Annotated in this window: 15 protein-coding genes; 12 read left to right on the top strand and 3 right to left on the bottom strand. The window is 45.5% G+C overall.

The window, feature by feature from the left end:
• Positions 1–252: 252 nt before the first annotated feature.
• Entirely contained in the window at positions 253–3,030 is a 2,778-nt protein-coding gene (locus tag CWO08_RS16915) for an insulinase family protein (protein WP_108020812.1), read from the bottom strand.
• 305 nt (positions 3,031–3,335) lie between these two features.
• Between CWO08_RS16915 and sixA the strand changes: the two genes are divergently transcribed.
• Positions 3,336–3,800 carry a phosphohistidine phosphatase SixA gene (gene sixA, locus CWO08_RS16910; protein WP_108020811.1) on the top strand — a complete coding sequence of 155 codons (465 nt, stop codon included), beginning with the start codon at positions 3,336–3,338 and terminating at the stop codon, positions 3,798–3,800.
• Between the two features lie 107 nt (positions 3,801–3,907).
• Here sixA and smrB read toward each other — a convergent pair whose 3' ends face one another.
• The gene (gene smrB / locus CWO08_RS16905) at positions 3,908–4,438 is read right to left on the bottom strand and encodes an endonuclease SmrB (protein WP_048661493.1); all 531 of its coding nucleotides are present in this window, start codon (positions 4,436–4,438) and stop codon (positions 3,908–3,910) included.
• A gap of 62 nt (positions 4,439–4,500) precedes the next feature.
• On the opposite strand from smrB, the gene prmB reads away from it, so the two are divergent.
• The 11 genes from prmB (at position 4,501) to hflX (ending at position 17,976) form a co-directional block, all read left to right on the top strand.
• On the top strand, positions 4,501–5,433 hold the full coding sequence (gene prmB / locus CWO08_RS16900; RefSeq protein WP_017060640.1) for a 50S ribosomal protein L3 N(5)-glutamine methyltransferase: 933 nt from the start codon (positions 4,501–4,503) through the stop codon (positions 5,431–5,433).
• Positions 5,434–5,689: 256 nt separating this feature from the next.
• Positions 5,690–6,331, top strand: coding sequence for a LysE family translocator (locus tag CWO08_RS16895; protein WP_102432844.1), 642 nt, complete (start codon positions 5,690–5,692; stop codon positions 6,329–6,331).
• Between the two features lie 479 nt (positions 6,332–6,810).
• A complete protein-coding gene (locus tag CWO08_RS16890) occupies positions 6,811–8,268 on the top strand; it encodes a protein adenylyltransferase SelO (protein ID WP_108020810.1) in 1,458 nt (485 codons plus the stop codon).
• A 159-nt stretch (positions 8,269–8,427) separates the two neighbouring features.
• Complete coding sequence (locus tag CWO08_RS16885) at positions 8,428–9,156, top strand: response regulator (RefSeq protein ID WP_050621072.1); 729 nt, start codon at positions 8,428–8,430, stop codon at positions 9,154–9,156.
• Positions 9,157–9,200: 44 nt separating this feature from the next.
• On the top strand, positions 9,201–10,646 hold the full coding sequence (locus CWO08_RS16880; protein ID WP_048661489.1) for an ATP-binding protein: 1,446 nt from the start codon (positions 9,201–9,203) through the stop codon (positions 10,644–10,646).
• A 110-nt stretch (positions 10,647–10,756) separates the two neighbouring features.
• On the top strand, positions 10,757–12,004 hold the full coding sequence (locus tag CWO08_RS16875; RefSeq protein WP_048664276.1) for an ABC transporter substrate-binding protein: 1,248 nt from the start codon (positions 10,757–10,759) through the stop codon (positions 12,002–12,004).
• Positions 12,005–12,185: 181 nt separating this feature from the next.
• A complete protein-coding gene (locus CWO08_RS16870) occupies positions 12,186–13,124 on the top strand; it encodes a carbohydrate ABC transporter permease (protein WP_009848503.1) in 939 nt (312 codons plus the stop codon).
• Positions 13,121–13,978, top strand: a complete 858-nt coding sequence (locus CWO08_RS16865) for a carbohydrate ABC transporter permease (RefSeq protein ID WP_048661487.1) — start codon at positions 13,121–13,123, stop codon at positions 13,976–13,978. Before CWO08_RS16870 ends, CWO08_RS16865 begins: the two co-directional genes overlap by 4 nt.
• Positions 13,979–13,984: 6 nt before the next feature.
• Positions 13,985–15,097: an ABC transporter ATP-binding protein gene (locus CWO08_RS16860; protein WP_050635209.1), complete on the top strand. Its 1,113-nt coding sequence runs from the start codon at positions 13,985–13,987 to the stop codon at positions 15,095–15,097.
• 140 nt (positions 15,098–15,237) lie between these two features.
• Positions 15,238–16,383: a S8 family serine peptidase gene (locus tag CWO08_RS16855; RefSeq protein WP_108020809.1), complete on the top strand. Its 1,146-nt coding sequence runs from the start codon at positions 15,238–15,240 to the stop codon at positions 16,381–16,383.
• 225 nt (positions 16,384–16,608) lie between these two features.
• Positions 16,609–17,976 carry a GTPase HflX gene (gene hflX / locus CWO08_RS16850; protein ID WP_048661485.1) on the top strand — a complete coding sequence of 456 codons (1,368 nt, stop codon included), beginning with the start codon at positions 16,609–16,611 and terminating at the stop codon, positions 17,974–17,976.
• Positions 17,977–18,073: 97 nt separating this feature from the next.
• On the opposite strand, the gene pfaD is transcribed toward hflX, so the two are convergent.
• On the bottom strand, positions 18,074–19,711 hold the full coding sequence (pfaD, locus tag CWO08_RS16845; protein WP_057622911.1) for an eicosapentaenoate synthase subunit PfaD: 1,638 nt from the start codon (positions 19,709–19,711) through the stop codon (positions 18,074–18,076).
• Between the last annotated feature and the right edge of the window lie 27 nt (positions 19,712–19,738).

Genomic DNA, 19,738 nt, shown 5'->3' with positions numbered 1-19,738 from the left:
ATTTTTTATGAGAGTATCCAAAAGGAATGAGGTTCCCGACTCAGTCACTCTTCCTTCTCGGGAATGACGAAAGACAGGTGAAAGTAAGCTATTAGTGTTAATAGGGAAATTATGGCTAAATGCATTGCAATTGAAACTATCGTCATCTCCTAAAGCGACGAAGGAGCGTAATAGGAGATCTGCTTTTATGTTGCATCCAATAAAAAAGGTTGATGCTTTCACATCAACCTTTTGACTTATATAACTCTCTTATCAACCAAGCTCAGTATCTTTAGGACGCAACTGAAACTCATCAATAGAGCCAATCTCCACACCTGCCGACAACTTCTCTTCCTCATGATGGGCATTACCGTGCGCATGCATAATCAGACGATTTGCGGTGCGTGGTTTTAGTTGGCTCACCACAAAACGCATCATGTCTGAACGAGTTAACCCTTTAAGATCTTCCAACACACGCTCTCTCTGATTGAATTCCAAGTCCTTATTGCCTATCGCAACCCATAAGCGTTGAGCTCGTCCTCGCAAAGTCGTATCTGGTGTCGAAATCTGATTCCAGAGACCGCGTTTACTGCTGTGCCATTGGTAGTCGTTAAGCTCTAACAACACCATATAAAAGGCATTGAGGAACTCGTCTATCGAGGCTAATAAGTCTGCTGGAGCAGCATTCGGTGATTGTACATACAACACAATACCTGGGTGTCGGTTGAGTGGCATATTACCTGTGCCGACCATGTAACCTAGCTGCTGCTTGGTACGAATCTCATGGAAGAAGGTGGCTGACATCAAATGGTTCGCCAATGAATACAGCGCAATGTTTTTAGGCGAAATATCTGCGCACTGGTAATAAACCACGATTGCCGAATCATCTTGGTTACACACCACTTCACGTTGGAAGCTGCCGTTCTCACCCAACATGATTAACGGACGCAATGACTCTTCGTAGGCTTGGTCTTGAACACGCAGGGCATCTTTTAGCGTTTCCGCCATTTTGTGTGCGTCGGCTTTTTTCCAGTCGCCATACACAAACATTTCTACGTGCAGTTCAGCCAAGATTGCTTGAACAAAAGAAGAGAGTTCATCGACCTCTATCGTTTCCAGCGCTTCAATTAATACAGAATAGGGCGGGTTATTTGGCTGAAGTATCCCTGTCATCGCATTAAACAGCTGCGAAATAGGGCGGTCTTGCGACGCATTATTCCAGTTTCTTAGCAATTGATGCTTAATCGTTTCGAAGCGTGTTGGACTAAAGTCGCGTGCTTGAAAGCGTTCAAGGATCATATTGAGCAATTGTGGTTGCTTCTCGCTGAATCCAGAAAGTGTGAGTGTAACGCCGCCCTGATGGGTATACATGTTGTAGCCCATTCCGGCGATTTCAGCTTGATAGGTATCTTTTTCGAGCGAGTCTAAGAACATTTCTACACACAAGCGCGTTTTAACGATATTTCTTGGGCTAGCGACTGAGTGTGGGCTGTCGATAGCAACATACACCACACCTTTAGGCACTCGAAATTGATGGTCTTGTAGGTGCCATAGCTTAAAGCCATCGAGCTCTTCTAACAGTTGTGGGAACTTAGCGTCACCTTCGAGTTCAGTCGGGTCTAGATCGTAGCAAATAAACGGGTTTTTGCTTGGGAGCTCAAACTGCCAACCGGGGTTAATGCATGTAAAGCATTGAACTTGTTCAGCGCTAAATGGTGTGACCGAGTAGGGCGTAAAATACCACTTCGCTTCTCTGTCATACTCGAATCCCTGAGCAACAATGGTCGCTCGCATGTTGTCGACGGTTAAGTAAGGAAGCAAAGAGCGTTGCAACTCGTCATCGAAATGCGACATCTTGTAATCGCCATACACCACATCTTGCTCTTGATAGTGCTGCATGTTGATAACAAGGTGGCTAACCACATCTAGTGGCCTTGCTGGCTCTTGAAAGCGGAAAGCAGACTCTAATACGGCACGTTTTTCTAGGTAGCGCCACTCTTCTATGCCTTGTTGCTCGACTAATTTGATGTACTGAAATATCGCTTGGATGATGTTATCGGTTTTGGTTAAACCTTCAATGGTCAACGAGCAACTGACTGTGAAATCACGGTAGTTACTGCCGCTCGCGCCACCACCCGCAGAGAGGGATGTTATCCAACCTTTCTCTTTAAGTTGCATCATCAAACTGCCTTCACCTTCGTAACCTAAAAGATGGGCAAAGAACGACAATGGTTTAACGCCATAGTGCTCGTCCATGCTTGGCATAGGGAAGGTTAAGATCAGTTTGCGAACTTCTTTAATTGGCTCAACGCGGACTTGAACGCCGGTGCTTAACTCGCCAACAATTGGTACTTCAACCTTCTTGCCTTGTAGGTTGTGATTGGTGATCGAGCTAAAGCGATCCTCAACCCAGCTTTGCATCTCATCTAATGACTGATTGCCAGACAGTGTCAGCGTCATCAAGTCAGCAGAGTATTGTTGCTGGTGGAAAGCCAAGATCTCTTGTCGAATCGTCTCGCCGTTTCTGTCACCCAACGTATCGATATTACCGACAGAAAACTTCGAGAATGGGTGATTGTGATTCACCAGTTCTTTGGTAACTTGGTACAAGCGTCGCGAATCATCGTTGAGTTTCATCTTGTATTCGGAATCAACGGCTTGGCGTTCTTTATCTAATGCTTCTTCGTTGAACAGCGGAGCGGTAAAAAATTGGCTGAAGCGATCGAGTGCGGTTTCAAAGGCATTCAATTCAACATCAAAAAAGAAGCAGGTATGTTCTGTTCCTGTCCAAGCATTGTTGCTGCCGCCATGTTGGCTGATAAAACTTTGGAACTCTCCGACCTTTGGATACTTTTCAGTTCCTAGAAATAGCATATGCTCTAAGTAGTGAGCTAAACCCTCTCGGTCTATAGGGTCATCAAAATGCCCCACATTGACGGCTAATGCGGCTGCTGCTTTTTGAGCATTTTGATCCTGAACTAACAGTACACGTAACCCATTATTTAAGGTTATGTAGCGGTATTGATGTTCATCATTTGGGCTTAAGTGCACAGGAGCATCTCCAGAGAAGGTGGTTTTTAAATTATGTACCCGATGATTCGGCGTGCAAACCTTGTGATCATATTTTGGGATATGAAGTGCTTTTTGGTGATTTCTAAATCACTTTTATCGATTTTTATCAGTAATTTATTTTCTTTTAACAAGATTGTTAAGAAAGTCGAACTCTTTAGCAAGTGACTTGATATAATTATTTATATAGACTGCGGCTCCCTCTGGATTGAGGGCCAAACGCTAAGTAGCGTATCGCTGATATGGGATATATCGACTTTCGAAATGTTACGTAGACAGGACTGAACATGAAAATATTCATAATGCGCCACGGTGAAGCAGAACATTTTGCTAACTCGGATGCAGAACGAGCGTTAACTAAGCGCGGTAAGATGGCGTCTCTTGCGGTGGCTCAAGCTGCAAACGAGCAGGGCATCAACCAGTTCGATAAAGTACTTGTGAGCCCATATTTGAGGGCACAAGAAACGTGGTTAGAGATCTCTCAGGCGTTTTCTGGAAAGAAAGTAGAAACCTGTGATGATATTACGCCTTATGGAATGTCCGACGATGTGTTTGATTTGACCGTGGCAATGGCTGAAGTAGAAAAACTAGAGACCATTTTATTTGTTTCCCATTTACCTCTAGTGGGCTACCTAACAGCAGAGTTTGCAACAGGCATGGCACCGCCTATGTTTCCAACTTCTGGCTTAGCGTGTATCGACTTCAATCTTGAGACACAAAAAGGCGAGTTACTTTGGAACATCAATCCATAGTCGATGCTTAATCTAAGTTGTCTCTCGTAAGCAAAATGAAAAGGGCACCTCAAATATTTGAGATGCCCTTTGTTGTTTATGACGTCGAGCGGATTCGAAAACCAGAATTATTTCTCAGGGATCGATAACAGAACCAATAGTGCGCCATTGCCGCCGAACTCTAACGGCGCTTGGTGGAAAGCCATTACATCAGGGTGTTGTGCTAGCCACAACGGCACTTTCTGTTTAAGAATGTGTTTACCGATACCATGCTGAACACAGGCACACGCCACGCTCTCTTTCACGCAGTGCGCAATCATCGCGCCAAGCTCACGTTTAGCTTCTTGTTGAGTCATACCATGCATATCGAGATACACATCAGGAACGTAGACACCACGACGTAAGCGCTTTACCTCATATTTCGAGACATCATCGCGAGCATAGCGTGTCGGACCCTCTTCGCTAAGGTGCGGAATGAACTCATCCGAGAAATAAAACTCGCTATCACTGGCTTGTCTTGCCGTTCGAGTAATTTCTTTTTGCTTGGCATTTCTTTTTGGCTGCTGGACTATGGTATCCTGTTGCAACTTTTTAACGCCCTTTACTGCATCGTTGAACAGGGCGAAATCGTCATCGAAGTCGGTGTCTTTTTTGCTCATCAGGTTATGAATTCTAATTAGAAACGTAATTAGCAGTATTGTAGCGCTTTTCGGAGACAATTTTGGATAAGATTTTTGTAGAAGAAGCGGTATCAGAACTACACACGCTTCAAGATGTGATTCGTTGGACTGTTAGCCGCTTTAACGCAGCGGGCCTATTTTATGGTCACGGCACTGATAACGCGTGGGATGAGGCAGTACAACTTATCTTACCTACTCTTTATCTGCCGATTGATGTTCCTTCGCATGTGATGAACTCTCGTCTAACGAGTAGCGAACGTCTGCGTATTGTTGAGCGCGTAATCAAGCGTATTAATGATCGTACACCAACGGCTTACCTAACCAACAAAGCTTGGTTCTGTGGTCTTGAGTTCTTCGTAGATGAGCGCGTTCTTGTGCCTCGTTCTCCAATTGGTGAGTTGATCGAAGCTCAATTCCAACCTTGGTTAACTGAAGAGCCAACTCGCATCATGGATATGTGTACGGGCAGTGGTTGTATTGCTATTGCATGTGCGCACGCATTCCCTGACGCTGAAGTCGATGCGATTGATATCTCTACAGACGCACTGCAAGTTGCAGAACAGAACGTTCAAGATCACGGCATGGAGCAGCAAGTGTTCCCAATCCGTTCAGATCTTTTCCGTGATCTGCCAAAAGAGAAATACAACCTGATCGTATCGAACCCGCCTTATGTGGATGAAGAAGATATGAACAGCCTGCCAGATGAGTTTACTCATGAGCCAGAACTTGGCCTAGCTGCGGGTACAGATGGTCTGAAATTGGTTCGTCGCATCTTAGCTAACGCACCAGACTACCTAACTGATGACGGTATTCTTATCTGTGAAGTGGGTAACTCAATGGTTCACATGATGGATCAGTACCCAGAGATTCCATTCACTTGGATTGAATTCTCTAACGGTGGTCATGGCGTATTCATGATCACTCGTGAGCAGCTTGTTGCTTGCGCTGATGAGTTCTCTATCTACAAAGACTAGGTTGTGTCGGCTATTGAGTTGTTGACCCGATCATCGGGTTGTAAGCTTAGAGACTGAAATCTAGTAAGACGTTCGATTTGAAACGTTTTTATTTAAACGCCGTGCAGCAATGCATGGCGTTTTTTATTGCCTAGATTAAGGATGTTTGTATTTATATCGAAGACGTTCAGCTCAATATTTAGTTGATTAATATGATAGGTTATTAGATATTGATGCTTAATGTTTGGTCGTTTTAGTGAGTTAAGGAGAATTCACGATGAGCTTAGATACATGGATTTATTACTTATTAGCGGTGCTGATCTTAACGGCATCACCAGGCCCAAGCTCTTTGTTGTGCATGACTAAAGGCGTGCAATCAGGCTTTAAATTATCGATATTTACCGCGCTGGGCAGCTTAACTGCGATTACTGGCATTCTAACCCTATCGTTTACCGGCTTAGGGGTGATCATTGCGTCGTCTGAAGTGGTGTTTAACGTTATTAAATGGACCGGTGCCGCTTACCTAATCTACCTTGGTTGGAAGTCTCTGCGTTCCAGTCAGCAAGATTATGACAAGCTATCTAGTCAACAAGCCGATTCTAAATCTGTTAAAGAAAGCGCTGCGCAACATTACCTAAGTGGCTTTATTGTTGGCGCGAGTAACCCCAAAGCTATCCTGTTTTTTACCGCACTTTTCCCTCAATTTATTGACCCGTCGATCGCTCTGCTTCCCCAGTTTACCGTGTTTGCTTTAACCTTTGCTGTGATGGAGTTGTCTTGGCTATTGGTGTACGCGTATTTAGGTGCGAAGTCGTCAAACTGGCTATTTGCGAAGGGCAGAGCTAAGGTCTTCAATCGTGTTACAGGGGGCGTGTTTATTGGTGCAGGCGCGCTGCTTTCGACGACAAGCCGAGCATAACTTTTTTATTTATCAAAGGGCTGAATAGTTACAGAAAATTCTTAATGCTGTCATAAAAGGTTAATATTAATGTGCTTGCAGCTTTTGGTGAAAAGCCGATATATTGTAGTTACACCATCACGTTCTCAAGGAGAGACATATGCAGCATCAAGAAATGATTCAACACAGTAATTTTGGCGTAATCAGTCGTACTTGGATTTTCTCTACCCTTTCTCTTCTGGGTATTCTTGCTCTAATGTAGCCTATTTTTCGGCTCTATATTTTCAGTTTTTATTATGAATACACTTTTCAAAAAGTCTTCAAAGTCAGAACTCTTACTCTCGTAAATGTGGCTCTTCTCATCAGTCTAGCCACTTAGCTTTTTCCCTTCGTAAAACAGCTAAGCAATCTTCTCTAACAAGTTCATCACGTAACCTCATCTGAAGTTGTTATCAAACTGTGATAATCTTAAATCATCTTTTATCTACAGTGTACCGCTCATGTCTCTCTGGGATTCTATTTCATTTAACAATCGATTTACGGCATTACCTCGACTGTTCTATACCCCAATTCAACCTACACCGCTAAACAATGTTCAATGGCTTGCATGGAATCATAACCTTGCGGATGAACTCGGTTTTCCGTCATTTGATGACGCCTCCGAAGAGCTGCTTGAGACGTTATCTGGCAATGTTGAACCTGAGCCGTTTTCGCCTGTAGCAATGAAATACGCAGGCCACCAGTTTGGCTCTTATAATCCCGACTTAGGTGATGGAAGAGGGCTACTTTTGGCACAAGTTGTCGCTAAAAGCGGTGAAACGTTCGACTTACACCTTAAAGGTGCAGGCAAAACGCCATATTCACGTATGGGCGATGGCCGTGCGGTTATTCGTTCAACGGTTCGTGAGTATCTGTGTAGCGAAGCAATGGCAGGGCTTAATATCCAAACCACACGTGCATTAGCCATGATGACCAGTGACACGCCGGTTTACCGAGAGAAACAAGAATGGGGCGCATTACTGGTGCGTGCTGCAGAATCTCACATTCGATTTGGCCACTTTGAACATCTTTTTTATACCAATCAGTTAGCTGAGCATAAGTTGTTGGCTGATAAAGTCATCGAATGGCACTTCCCAGAGTGTCTTGAAGAAGAAAAGCCATACGCAGCCATGTTTAATCAAATTGTCGATCGTACCGCGGAGATGATTGCGTTGTGGCAAGCAAATGGTTTTGCTCACGGCGTGATGAATACGGATAACATGTCAATCATCGGACAAACCTTCGATTACGGCCCGTTCGCTTTCCTTGATGAATATGACCCTCGTTTGATCTGTAACCATTCGGATTACCAAGGTCGTTACGCGTTCAATCAACAACCTAGAATTGGTATGTGGAATTTATCTGCATTGGCACACTCGTTGTCACCGTTGATAGAGAGGGCTGACTTAGAAGCGGCACTTGAACAATACGAACCGCAAATGAATGGTTACTTTAGTCAGCTGATGCGTCGTAAGTTGGGGCTACTTTCGAAACAAGAAGGTGACAGCCGCTTGTTTGAATCTATGTTCGAGTTAATGTCGCAAAACAAAGTTGATTATCCAAGGTTCTTTAGAACGTTGTCGAACTTGGACACCTTGCCACCACAGGAGGTGATTGATTTAGTTATCGATCGTGATGCTGCGAAGCTATGGGTGGATAACTACTTACAACGCTGCGAATTGGAAGAGAGCTCAGTGGCAGAGCGCTGCGAAAAGATGAGGCAGGTAAACCCGAAATTCATCCTTAGAAACTACCTAGCCCAGCTAGCCATCGACAAAGCAGAGCGCGGTGATAGCAGCGATATTGACGCTTTGATGGTGGTACTTGCAGACCCTTACGCGGAACACCCGGATTATGAACACCTTGCGGCTCTACCTCCTGAGTGGGGCAAAGCGATGGAGATCAGCTGCTCTTCATAACCAACCAATAGCGGATTAAGCCCTAAAGATTCAGGTAGAGGTCACTAAGTTGTGATCTTTATCTGTTCGTTCTTCTAACTTTACAAACATGTCAATAATCAAACAATCGGCCAGCCTATACACTATGTGAATAAGTTGTAAATTTAATAGGTTTGGGCGATGCCAACAAATACTCGAATTCTCGTGGTGGATGATGATCAAGAAATCCGCGAGCTGCTGGAAGAGTACCTCACAAAATCTGGTTTCGATGTATCTTCTGTGGGAGATGGTATTGAACTAGAAGCTCATCTGCAAAACCAAGGTTATCCAGATCTGATTCTGCTGGATGTGATGCTACCCGGTGACGATGGTTTTACCCTGTGTCAACGCGTCCGTAAGCAATCGAATGTGCCTATCATCATGCTGACTGCCGTATCGGATGAAACCGACCAGATTATCGGGTTGGAAATTGGTGCCGATGATTATATTGCCAAGCCGTTTAGTCCACGTCAGTTAATGGCGCGTATCAAAGCGTTATTGCGCCGTGTTCAAGTGGTGGATGACAAGCCGAGTGATGCACTGCCAAAGCAGATTATTTTTGGTGATTGGACGCTTGATACGCTCGCACATCGAATTTCCCACAATGAACACTCAGAAGAGATGGACTTGTCGGGCAGTGACTTTTCTCTGTTGATGCTGTTCTTAACTCGCCCTAACGAAGTTCTCGACCGTGACACCATCTCTTTCGCTACCAGAGGCCGCGAAGCGTTGCCTTTTGAACGAGGCATTGATGTGCAGCTTAGTCGTCTGAGAAGCCGGTTGGGCGACAGCGGCAAATACCCTCACTACATCAAAACCATGCGTGGCAATGGCTATATTCTCGCTGTGCCTGTTCAGTATGAGCACTGAGCATGATCTAATGTTTATCAAGTAATGCTAATGAAGTATCTCGTATGAAATGGTTAAGTCGATTAAAACCAAATTCCTTGGTCGCAAGAACCTTGTTGTTGACTCTGTTAGCGGTGGTGATTGCTCAAGGTATCGCAACCTCTATTTGGTATAGCGAATCTAAACATAAAGAACTGGAAGGGATTCGCTCAGCCTCATCTAGCATGGCGAACATGTTTGCTTCAACGGTGACTTTCTTTCAGTCTTTACCCGTCAAATATCGCCACATCGTGTTAGACCAAATTCGAAATATGGGTGGCACGCGATTTTTTGTCTCTTTCAATAAAGAGGCTTTGATTGTTGAATCGATCCCCGATACTCGCTTAAAAACCGCCTCGATTGAAGCGATAGAAAGTGTTTTGAGTAGCAAGCTCAATAAAGTGGAATCAGTCCGTGTTGATTTCTCTCGCCCTGAACATCTCCGTTTGCTTAAAAATGACATATATTTAAGCGATCTCCCGCGATCGTGGGCACATCATACTTTAACGTTAGAACCTCTTAATCCACCTATTTTGGTTGTTCAGATAGAGCTAGCCAGTCACGAATGGGTGTATATTGCCGCACTGTTACCAGCTCCCTATGTAAAACTTGATGACACCATTCTTGGTCGTGAACAGGTGATCTTTTTGCTCTCTTCAACGCTGATTCTATTGGTGTTGACCTACTTAATGATTCGCCGCCAAGTTCGCCCGCTTAAAAAGCTAGCAAGGGCAGCCAACGAAATGAGCATGGATATTCAGCAGCCTCCACTTAACGAAGAAGGTGCGACAGAACTGGTTACCGCAACCCGAGCATTCAACCGCATGCAGCAGCGGATTCGCCGTTATGTTGCCGACCGTGAGCACCTTTTCTCTGCTATTTCTCATGATTTAAAGACACCAATAACACGTCTTAGATTGCGGGCTGAATTGTTGGAGAGTGAAGTAAAGAAAGACAAATTCAATAAAGACTTGGATGAGCTGGAGATGATGGTCAAAGGTGCATTACAAGCGGTAAGAGATACTGACCTTCACGAAAACAACGCTATTATCGACCTCAATGAGATGATGCTCTCTGTGATTGAATTGCACAACCAACATCAAACCTTGGTTGAGTTTGAGCCCACTGTGGTTGAACCGCTAGTCGCCAAACCATTAGCCATTAAACGTGTGCTAACCAACCTTATCGACAATGCTGTGAAATATGGAACATCAGCTGAGGTCGGTATCAACAGTGATTCGGTGTGGGTTATCGTGACGATTCAAGACCACGGAAAAGGTATCCCTGAAGGCAAGTTAGAGTTGGTGTTTGAACCTTACTTTAGGCTTGCCACCGACGACCAAGGACACGGTTTAGGGCTCGGGATCTGCCGAAATATCCTGCACGGACACGGCGGAGATCTCATTATTCGTAACTCCCCTCAAGGCGGCTTAGAAGCCAAAGTCTATATCCCTAGAGGCCTAGAAGTGTAATGTAACAATTGTGTTACATTGAGCTTACCTTTTGTTTCAATCTTACAAATCAGAATAAGTAGACTCTGTATTGAACCGGACGTCGAGTCCGCTAAACATGGAAGATAATAATGAAAATCAATAAAACCCTACTTACTCTATCTCTTCTTGCTGCCTCAACATTTTCTCAAGCTGGTGAAGTGGAAGTGCTTCACTGGTGGACTGCCGGTGGTGAAGCAAAATCCGCTGCGGTACTGAAAGAGATGATTGAAGAACAAGGTCATACTTGGAAAGATTTCGCTGTTGCTGGTGGCGGCGGTGAAAGTGCGATGACCGTTTTGAAAACGCGAGCAGTATCAGGTAACCCACCATCTGCTGCGCAGATCAAAGGTCATGATATTCAAGAGTGGGGTGGTTTAGGTTTTCTGACGTCTCTCGATGCAACAGCAAAACAAGAACAGTGGGATGAGTTACTGCCAGAGGTTGTCACTAAAGTGATGAAGTGGGACGGAGAATATGTGGCGGTTCCTGTCAACGTTCACCGTGTTAACTGGCTTTGGGCTAACCCTGTTGTTTTAGAAAAATCAGGCGTTACGGTTCCAACCACATTAGATGAGTTCTTCGTGGCGGCAGATAAGATCAAAGCGGCTGGCTTCATTCCACTGGCTCACGGTGGTCAACCTTGGCAAGACGCGACAGTCTTCGAAGCGGTGGCGCTTGATGTACTAGGCAGTGAAGACTACAACAAAGCGTTCGTTGATCTTGATATGGACGTTTTATCTGGCGACAAAATGGTGGAAGTATTCACCAAGTTTAAAAAGATGCGTGACTATATCGACAGCAACTCTCCGGGTCGTGATTGGAACGTCGCAACTTCAATGGTTATCAATGGTGAAGCAGCGATGCAGATCATGGGTGACTGGGCGAAAGGTGAGTTTACTGCAGCAGGTAAAGTACCGGGTAAAGACTACATCTGTGCACCGGCTCCGGGTACTGATGGCCAATTCACTTTCAACATCGATAGCTTTGCGTTCTTTGAACTAAGTGACAAAGAGAACCAAAAAGCGCAACAAGACCTAGCAAAAACCATTCTTACTAAAGATTTCCAAGAAGTCTTTAACCTAAACAAAGGTTCTATCCCTGTACGTCTCGATATGGATATGTCTAAGTTCGACCAATGTGCGTTGGACTCTATGGCAACCTTCAAAGCGAGTGCGGAATCTGGTGACCTTGTTCCGAGTATGGCTCACGGCCTAGCGACGACAAGTTACGCGCAAGGCGCAATTTACGACGTGGTAACCAACTTCTTCAATGAGAAAGATGCCGATCCAAAAGAAGCGGCAGCTAAGTTAGCGAAAGCAGTGAAAGCGGCTATCTAATCTAACTTGATAAGCGACACACAACGCACGTGAGTGACGGGTTGTGTTGCTTTACCAAACCCCCAGGGTAGGTAGGCTCGTAGGGAGCCTATCTACTCTTCACTCCCAATTCTGATATGCGTGATGCTGATGTGGTGCCGAAAGGTAAGCCATTGGCTCGATTGTGCAACAAGGATAAGTTATGGAGCATGTTTTGACTGAGTCGACTCCAAAACCCACAAGGAGCCAGCCTGCACCGAAACCGAGTTTTGCTGACAGGTTGCAACATTGGCTACCTAAGATTGTGCTAGCGCCGACCGCGTTAGTGACCGTGGTGTGTATCTACGGCTACATTTTTTGGACGGCAGCGTTGTCGTTCACTAACTCTCGATTTCTACCGAGCTTCAACTTCGTTGGTTTAACCCAATATGAAAAGCTGATGGACAACGATCGCTGGATCACTTCAATCACCAACCTCGGCGTATTTGGTTTTCTATTTATGGCGATTGCTATCTTGCTTGGTGTCGGTTTAGCGGTATTGCTTGACCAGAATATCCGTCAAGAAGGAGCGATTCGCACTATCTATCTCTACCCAATGGCGCTGTCATTCATCGTGACAGGTACGGCGTGGAAGTGGATCCTTAACCCAGGTCTTGGCATTGAAAAGTTGATGCAAGACTGGGGATTTACTGACTTCAAGTTTGATTGGCTAGTCGACTCCGAAATGTCGGTATATACCTTGGTCATCGCAGCACTTTGGCAATCATCGGGCTTCGTGATGGCGATGTTCTTAGCGGGTTTGCGTGGTATCGATTCTTCGATCATTAAAGCTGCGCAAATCGATGGGGCAAGCTTACCCACTATCTATCTCAAAATCATTCTGCCTTGCTTGCGCCCTGTGGTTTTCAGCGCGGTGATCATCACGTCACACATTGCGATTAAGAGCTTCGACCTTGTGACGGCAATGACAGCAGGTGGCCCGGGTTATTCATCGGATCTTCCAGCGCTATTTATGTACGCACACTCATTCACTCGTGGACAGATCGGCCTAGGTGCTGCCAGTGCCATGATGATGCTTGCCGGTATCTTAGCGATTCTCGTGCCTTATCTTTACTCTGAACTTAGGGAGAAAAAGTCATGATGAATAACATCAATTTTGCTCGAATGTTTATCTATTCAGCACTGCTTTTCTTCTGTTTAGTGTACCTAATGCCACTGTTCGTAATGGTGCTGACGTCATTCAAAACTTTGCCAGACATAAAGGCAGGTAACTTGATGAGCTTACCGAAAGAGTGGGTGTTTGATGCTTGGTATAAAGCGTGGGATACCGCTTGTACTGGCGTGAAATGTGAAGGCATCAAAGGCTACTTCTGGAACTCGTTCCAAATGGTGATTCCTGCTGTAGCGATATCAACATTGCTCGGCGCATTCAATGGTTATGTGGTCACTAAGTGGCAATTCCGAGGCTCAAATCTGTTCTTTAGTTTGTTGTTGTTCGGTTGCTTTATTCCGTTCCAAGTTGTGCTGCTGCCAATGGCAACCATGCTCGGCAAAATGGGTTTAGCAAACACAACTATCGGATTGGTGATTGTGCACGTTATCTACGGCATGGCGTTTACGACTCTGTTTTTCCGTAACTTCTATATCTCGATTCCTGATGAATTGATCAAAGCGGCAAAGCTAGATGGGGCGGGCTTCTTTACGATTTTCTTTAAGATCTTATTACCGATCTCCACGCCAATCATCATGGTGACGGTGATCTGGCAGTTCACCGCAATCTGGAATGATTTCTTGTTCGGGGTGGTCTATTCCGGCTCAGAAACTCAGCCGATCACTGTGGCATTAAACAACTTAGTCAACACCAGCACTGGCGTTAAAGAATATAACGTCGATATGGCTGCCGCGATTATCGCCGCACTGCCAACGCTGCTGGTGTATGTCTTCGCAGGAAAATATTTTGTTCGTGGCCTAACGGCAGGATCAGTAAAAGGATAATTACCCATGGCAACATTAGATTTAAAACAGATCCGTAAAACCTATCGCAACGCGGACAACGAAACGTTAAAGGGCATCGACATCAGTATCGATTCGGGGGAATTTTTGATACTTGTCGGCCCTTCGGGGTGTGGAAAATCGACCCTAATGAACACCATTGCTGGGCTAGAGAATATTAGCTCGGGTGAAATCGTGATTGATGGTGTCGACGTGGCACAAGTTGAGCCCAAAGATCGCGATATTGCTATGGTGTTTCAGTCTTACGCGCTTTATCCAAATATGACGGTACGCGGCAATATCGCTTTCGGTTTGAAGATTCGTAAGATGCCTCAGGAAGAGATTGATGCGGAAGTGAATCGAGTGGCTGAAATGCTGCAAATCGAACAGTTGTTAGATCGTAAGCCATCGCAGCTTTCTGGTGGTCAGCGCCAACGTGTCGCGATGGGACGCGCTTTGGCTCGTCGTCCTAAGTTGTATCTGTTTGATGAGCCGCTTTCGAACCTGGATGCAAAGCTACGTGTTGAGATGCGTCATCAGATTAAACGTCTGCATCAGAAGCTCAATACTACGATTGTTTATGTAACCCATGATCAGATCGAAGCTATGACTCTGGCAGATCGCATCGCAGTAATGAAAGACGGTGAGCTACAGCAACTCGGTACGCCACAAGAGATCTACACCAAGCCAAACAACATGTTTGTGGCGGGCTTTATGGGTTCACCATCAATGAACTTCATTAAAACTATGGTGGACTTGGATGAGGAACAGAATCCGATAATTAAAGTGGTTGGTACCGCAGATCAAGAACACCACATTCGTTTGCCACAAAGTATGCGCGACCAAGATGGCAAAGAGTTGGTGATTGGGTTGCGTCCAGAACACATTACCGAACAAGAAAGCGATGATGTCTCTGCCTCAACCAAGCTAGACTTACAGCTAGAGGTATTGGAACCGACAGGGCCCGATACCATCGCGATGGTCAAAGTGAACGATCAAGAAGTCGCGTGTCGCTTGTCACCGGAATTTGAGGTATCGGTTGGTCAAATGGCACCACTGCATTTTGACCTATCCAAAGCAGTATTCTTTGATGCTCAGACGGAAGCGAGAATTGATTTCTAAGTGTTGCTAGCAAGTTAGTTTCACCAAACACCTCATCATTGGATGGGGTGTTTTTGTATCAGGACAGCTCAGCTGTCATATTAGTGATAAAAAACTCATTAGCGCCTATGCTTTATGAGATATTAATTTTTGGAAAAAGGATGTCTGTAATGAGAGTCCAAATATTTGCAGGAGCAATGTCACTTGCTCTTCTTTCCTCTCCTGTATCTGCTGTTGTTAATCATGATTTGAGAGACAGTTATATTGTCGTTTTAAAAGAGAGTGTATCGGAATCTCGGGCGAATGATATCGCGCGTGAAGTTGCTAAAGGACACGGTGTGATCGGCCATCAATATAGCCACGCCTTGAAAGGGTTTTCTCTTAAGGTCCCAGAGCAAGCTCTCAAAGGTCTTAAAAATAGGTTCCCCGAGATTGATTACATTGAGCCTGATATCGTCATGTACGCTTTGCCACGAGGGGGGAAACCTAATCGAGGCGGAGGTGGAGATAGTGTTGAGCGGGCTGTTCAACAGGTTCCTTGGGGTGTAACCAGAGTCAAAGGTGGTACTGTTGATATGAGTAATTCCTCATCTGTTGCTTGGGTTATAGACTCGGGTATTGACAGTAACCACCCAGATTTAAATGTAAACAAATCTCGAGGGGCAAACTTTACTCGCGGTAAGAAAAATAATACTAGCGATGGTAATGGTCACGGCACGCATGTAGCAGGAACGATAGGAGCTTACGACGATGGCTTTGATGTCATTGGTGTTGCGCCCGGTGTGGAAGTGATCCCTGTTCGAGTTCTGGATAATAGTGGTAGTGGTTCAATGTCCGGAGTTATTGCTGGTGTTGATCATGTTGCTCGCTATGGTGACTCTGGTGACTGTGCCAATATGAGTTTGGGAGGAGCCGGATATTCAGCCGCCTTGGATAGCGCGATTAAAACAGCCGCTACCCAAGGGATATTTTTCTCAATCGCAGCGGGTAATTCAGGGCAGGATGCCAGTGGGTTTACGCCAGCGAGTACCAACGGCACGAATATATTTACTATTTCCGCATTTGGCGAATCTAACGATAATTTCGCTTACTTTTCCAATTATGGCTCTGATGTAGATTACGCTCAACCTGGAGTCGATGTGTTATCGACCAAAACGGGCGGAGGAACGGTTTCTTACAATGGTACCTCAATGGCGGCTCCTCACTTTTGTGGAGTACTGTTAGCCACCGGAGGCTCATTCTCTTTGGATGGAGATGTGAATAATGATCCCGACGGATCTCCTGACCCTATTGCAGTGAGTAATTAACTTGTTTGATAGTTTAAGTAGGTATAAAAATGCCGTTGTAGGCAATAAAAAGCGACCTGATGGGTCGTTTTTTATTGTGAATAATCATCGAGTAGACAGTTAATTATCATCAAAGCTGATATTTAGTGTGATGTGGCTATATAAAGCTGACGTAGAAACGCGTAGGATCGACTCAACTTTAGACCAAATACTAGGTTGCACTTTGGTGCATAAACAGAAGAATACATGAAACTAACAGCAAAACCCTCAGCTAGTAACGCTTTACTTATTTCTATTACGACACCGGACTTCAAAGGTGACGAAGCAAAAGAGTCTCTTGCCGAACTTGCTCGCTTAGTAACAACCCTAGGGTTTAAAGTGGTTGGTACTCAATCGCAGCACCACAGTTCAACTCAACGACAAAACGTGTTGGGTGCTGGTAAGCTTGCGGAAATTGCTCATCTAACCGGTTACCAAGGTTCGATTGAAGAAGCAGAAGATGAAGACTTCCTTGATGAATCGGGCCTGTTTGATTCAGAAATCGACGAGTTAGATTTTGATGATCTTCCAACGGGCGACTTTCAATACGGCGCTGCCGATGTTGTGGTCTTTGACTGTGATTTAAGCCCATCTCAACTGCGCACTGTTGAGGCTAGTTTGGGTGTGGAAGTATTTGACCGTACTGGCATCATCATCGAAATCTTTAGCCGTCACGCTCGTACTCGTACTGCTCGCCTGCAAGTTGATATCGCTCGTCTAAACTACTTAGTGCCACGACTTCGTGAAACGGCTGAGGGTGATAAAGAGCGTCAAATGGGTCAGGGCGCAGGTGAAACTTCACTAGAGCTAGACCGTCGTAACGTACGTGACCAAATTGCTGCGCTTAAGCGTGAGCTAGTAAGCGTACAAGATGAAATGAAGACCCGACGCACAAGGCGCGCGGAGCTTTTCACTGTTGCTTTAGTTGGCTACACCAATGCCGGTAAATCTTCGATGATGCGTGCCATGACCGCAACCGAAGTGGTGGGTGAAGATAAACTGTTCGCAACGCTAGACACCACGGTGCGTGCGCTTCAACCAATTACTCAGCCGCGTATTCTGGTTTCGGATACAGTCGGTTTCATCAAGAAATTGCCACACGATCTGGTTGCTTCGTTCCACTCTACGCTAGCAGAAGCGCATGATGCTTCATTGCTGCTATATGTCGTTGATGCTTCTGATGTTTCATTCCGCGCACAACTTGATGTGGTACACGACGTATTAGCTCAAGTGGGTGTAGAAGGTAGCGAAAAACTATTAGTGCTGAATAAGTGCGATAGATTGACTGAAGAGCAGCAATTAGAGCTTATCGAAGAATTCCCAGATGCGATGCTAACGTCAACTCGTGATCCTCTGGATATCACGAAACTGCACAAGTACATCGTTGGTGTTGCTGAAGAAGGCATGATCGAAGAAGAGATCACGATTCCTTATTCTGGCCAAGGCATAATTGGTGAGATTCGCTCAAACATGAGTGTGGTAAAAGAAGAGTACGACTACGAGTGTATTAAGTTGACCGTTCGCTCAAGCGCGATTGATTTGGCACGCTTGAAAAAGCGTATGCAGAAATCTTAATCTTTTAGCTAGCTTAAGAAGAATGACCAAAAGAAAAGCGACCCGATAAGGTCGCTTTTTTTATTCGTTGAGTTTAATTAACTCTGTATTGAAATGCCTATGCCATTCTTTGCGTCGGCTTCCAACGTGCTAGCTCTGGATCAAGCTTGATACCTTGTGAGGTAAGAAGATTAACACGAGCCAAGTACGCAGCACCGTGCATCAAATGCTTAGCAAGATCGACCGCATTACGCTGTTGGTAATCGTCTAGGTAGCTGTCTTTCGCCCACGCGTTGAATGCGCCAAGTGCCGGGCCTGCCCATACTTGGTAATCCATCTCACGACCTTGTTCGCCCGTGTTTGACCAACGGCTAGAAAGACCCAAGTACCAACGGAAGATCAACGCCATTTTGCGTTTTGGATTGCCTTCAGCGCGTTCGATCTGTTTAGGGTCGCGCTCGTTAAAGTGCGCCACAGTACCAGCCCAAATATCATCCAGTGTTGAACGGAATACTTGCTTCTCTAGCTTTTGACGCTCTTCAACTGGAATCGCTTCAATCGAGTCGTAACGTGTGTAGATCTCGTACAGCTTGTTCGCACGCATTGGGAATAAGGTACCGCGCTTAACCACTTGCAGCTTCACGCCCATTTCGAACATGTCTGCCGCCGGAGCCATAGTCACGTCAGCCATTTCGGTTGTCGAAAGCAGCTTACGTGTGTGTTCGCTCGCGCCAGCCTCAACACATGCTTGGTTGATTGAACCAGTAACAATGTATGCCGCACCCATGTTAAACGTTGCTAGAGCAGCGTCAGGCGTACCTACGCCCCCACCACAACCGACACGTAGCGGTGTTTTGAATTGGTACTGAGCTTGGATTTGCTCTTTCAGTGCCAGAATCGTTGGTAACAGGGTTACTAGCGGACGATTATCGGTGTGACCACCTGAATCGGCCTCTGCAGTAATGTCATCAGCCATAGGAACAAGCTGTGCCAGTTCCATCTGTTCTGCTGTGATTCGGCCTTCATCAACCAGAGCTTGCAGCATTTTTACAGGAGCAGGCTGCATGAATTTACTTGCGACTTCAGTACGGCTCACCTTAGCAATAACCTTGTTGCCAATCTGTATCTCGCCTTGTGCATCGCGGCTAAGACCTGCAGCACGGTAGTGAACGATTTGCGGTGTTAAACCTAAGAAGGCAGAAGCCTCAACGGTTTTTACCTTGTGCTTCAAAAACAGCTCAACACTGCCGCGTTCTAGCGCAGGTTCGCTTGGGCTGTGAATCAGGTTAAACGCGTAAGGGCCGTTTGGCAGTGCTGCTTGGATACGGTTGATCGCTTGCTCAACACGAGACGGGATTAAGCCCGCCGCGCCAAATGAACAAAGAATGCCAGCTTGACCAAGCGCAATCACCAACTCTTCAGATGAAATGCCGTTTGCCATTGCGCCTGCATAGTAAGCGTATTTAACGCCATGACAGCGACGAAAATCTTCGTCGCCTAGGCTTTGCGTACCAAGAGCTGGAGCAAAGGCGCTAACAGGTTGGCTGTTTGCTGAGCTTGCTGAATCACCCGATGCAATCTCTGCTTGTTGGCTAACGCCTAAACCTTTTTCTGGGTGGTTCACGACGTAACAAGCAAGGCTTAAGTCTTTCAATATTGTCGACATTGCCGCGTTATCAAAGCGAGTTGTGCTCTCTTCGATCTGCCAAGGCCACGGAGATAGCTTTTCGTTATTGATTGTAGTTTGAGTTGTCATACTAAATTTTTTCCTAGTTCTCTGTCT

It is taken from the genome of Vibrio sp. 10N.286.48.B8, assembly GCF_003050085.1.
Classification (GTDB): domain Bacteria; phylum Pseudomonadota; class Gammaproteobacteria; order Enterobacterales; family Vibrionaceae; genus Vibrio; species Vibrio crassostreae.
Note: the sequence above shows the minus strand (reverse complement) of the source record. Positions and strands in the feature narration are given on the sequence as shown.

Coding starts and splice junctions, on each gene's coding strand:
- sixA (WP_108020811.1), top strand. CDS start 3,336: ATGAAAATATTCATAATGCGCCACGGTGAAGCAGAACATTTTGCTAAC.
- smrB (WP_048661493.1), bottom strand. CDS start 4,438: ATGAGCAAAAAAGACACCGACTTCGATGACGATTTCGCCCTGTTCAAC.
- CWO08_RS16895 (WP_102432844.1), top strand. CDS start 5,690: ATGAGCTTAGATACATGGATTTATTACTTATTAGCGGTGCTGATCTTA.
- CWO08_RS16890 (WP_108020810.1), top strand. CDS start 6,811: ATGTCTCTCTGGGATTCTATTTCATTTAACAATCGATTTACGGCATTA.
- CWO08_RS16885 (WP_050621072.1), top strand. CDS start 8,428: ATGCCAACAAATACTCGAATTCTCGTGGTGGATGATGATCAAGAAATC.
- CWO08_RS16880 (WP_048661489.1), top strand. CDS start 9,201: ATGAAATGGTTAAGTCGATTAAAACCAAATTCCTTGGTCGCAAGAACC.
- CWO08_RS16875 (WP_048664276.1), top strand. CDS start 10,757: ATGAAAATCAATAAAACCCTACTTACTCTATCTCTTCTTGCTGCCTCA.
- CWO08_RS16870 (WP_009848503.1), top strand. CDS start 12,186: ATGGAGCATGTTTTGACTGAGTCGACTCCAAAACCCACAAGGAGCCAG.
- CWO08_RS16865 (WP_048661487.1), top strand. CDS start 13,121: ATGATGAATAACATCAATTTTGCTCGAATGTTTATCTATTCAGCACTG.
- CWO08_RS16860 (WP_050635209.1), top strand. CDS start 13,985: ATGGCAACATTAGATTTAAAACAGATCCGTAAAACCTATCGCAACGCG.
- CWO08_RS16855 (WP_108020809.1), top strand. CDS start 15,238: ATGTCTGTAATGAGAGTCCAAATATTTGCAGGAGCAATGTCACTTGCT.
- hflX (WP_048661485.1), top strand. CDS start 16,609: ATGAAACTAACAGCAAAACCCTCAGCTAGTAACGCTTTACTTATTTCT.
- pfaD (WP_057622911.1), bottom strand. CDS start 19,711: ATGACAACTCAAACTACAATCAATAACGAAAAGCTATCTCCGTGGCCT.